Source organism: Henriciella sp., assembly GCF_049649345.1.
Taxonomy (GTDB): Bacteria; Pseudomonadota; Alphaproteobacteria; order Caulobacterales; family Hyphomonadaceae; genus Henriciella.
In genome coordinates, this window is sequence record NZ_JBARZC010000001.1 from 1 (window position 1) to 1,777 (window position 1,777).

The 1,777-nt window shown below is 58.6% G+C and carries 2 protein-coding genes; both read right to left on the bottom strand.

Going from position 1 to position 1,777, the window contains the following annotated elements; all coding sequences use genetic code 11:
• Positions 1-518, bottom strand: a 518-nt coding sequence (locus tag WA989_RS00005; RefSeq protein ID WP_424338479.1) for a biotin--[acetyl-CoA-carboxylase] ligase, incomplete at its 3' end; no start/stop codon positions are given.
• On the bottom strand, positions 515-1,777 hold a 1,263-nt coding region (locus tag WA989_RS00010), incomplete at its 5' end, for an NADH-quinone oxidoreductase subunit N (protein WP_424338480.1). The genes WA989_RS00010 and WA989_RS00005, both read right to left, overlap by 4 nt.

The following is a 1,777-nucleotide window of genomic DNA, read 5'->3' on the forward strand; positions in this document are numbered from 1 at the left end:
GCAAAAGCGCTTCGCAGTTCATCGAGGACGAAGGCAGCATCAACGACTGACGCAGCGCCAAGCGCCTTCAGGTCTGTGGCGGGCTGATCGAGACTGTCAGGTGACCACGCAACGTTAAGTCCCATCCCTGCGACAACCCAGCACGCGCCGTCCGAAGATGTGCCCGCCTCGACCAGGATGCCGCACAGCTTCTCGCCATTGACGCGGACATCATTCGGCCATTTCAGCCGCAAGTCGACATCACCAATGATGGCGTTGCACACATCTGCAATGGCGAGGCCTGCTGCGAACGGATAGCGAGTCGCGACACGGATGCCGTCCGGCTCCAGAAACAGCGCGGAGCAGTAGAGATTGCCTGGCGGTGACTGCCACTGGCGCCCCAGCCGGCCCCTGCCCGCGGTCTGCTGCTGCGAAGCAATCCAGATCGGCCCGTAATGGCCGGACTGGGCCAGACGGCGCGCTTCCTCATTCGTGCTGTCGATCGTTTCATGCCACTGGACGGGAGCGTCGGGCCTCAACGATAGAACCCCGATGTCACGGTCGTGGCCCAGTCAGTAAATGGTGCAATGAAGATGAAAAGCAGGATACAGGCTGCGGCCGACGCATAGATGGCAAGACGGACAGTCGTATCAACCGGTTCGAACTTCTCCACCGGCTCCTTGACCCACATGACGAGGATAATCCGCAGATAATATCCAAACGCGATCACTGAACTCAGCACGAGTATGATGAGCAGAGGCATCAGGCCTGCATTCCAGCCTGCTTCAAAAATAAGCAGCTTGCCAAGGAAACCGACTGCCAGCGGGAAGCCAGCCACCGAAATAACGAGGACGGTCAGCGAAATGGCGAGACCGGTGCGACGTCGCACAAGACCTGCAAGCTCATCAATACTCTCGACCATTCCGCCTTCCCGGCGCATGGCGAGCACGCCGCCGAATAGGCCAATCGAAGCAATCACATAGGTCGTCATGAAGACGAGAAGTGCCGCCGCGCCATATTCTGCGCCTGCCGCAACGGCAATCAGGGCATAGCCCATATTCGCGATGGAGGAATAACCGAGCAGGCGTTTGAGGTTGTTCTGGATGAGTGCCCCAAATGCGCCAATAATCATGGAAAGGGTTGCGATGATCGCGATGATCATCTGCCAGTCTTCAAAGGCTGTGGGGAAGGCTGTGAACATCAGATTTGCGAAGACGACCATGCTCGCCATTTTCGGCGCTGTTGCGAAGAAGGCCACAACCGGGCTCGGCGCCCCTTCATAAACGTCCGGCGTCCAGACGTGCATCGGCGCGGCAGAGACCTTGAAGGCAAGCCCGGAAATCATCAGCACCATGCCGAACAGCAGTCCGATGCCGCCTTCCGCGCTTGCAATGCCGGCATAGTCTGTCGTGCCAGCAAAACCGTAGACGAGCGAAATTCCGTAGAGCAGCAGTCCGGACGCAAGCGCGCCTAGGACGAAGTATTTAAGGCCTGCTTCGGCAGACCGCATGGAATCCCGGTGGAATGCGGCTAACACATAGGAAGAGAGGCTGAGCGTCTCGATGCCCATATAGAGCGTCATGAGGTTCGACGCCGACAGGGTAATGCCCATGCCGAGCGAGGCAAAGATGATCAGCAGCGCATATTCATAGCGGATCGTCTCATGCCGGCGCATGAAGTTCTCGCCCATAAGCAGCGTGATCGCCCCCGCGCCAAAGCTGATCACCTTGGCGAAGTTCACGAACGGGCCGGTCGAAACAAGACCGCCAAACGCCTCGCCGCCTTCCCAGCTCATCAG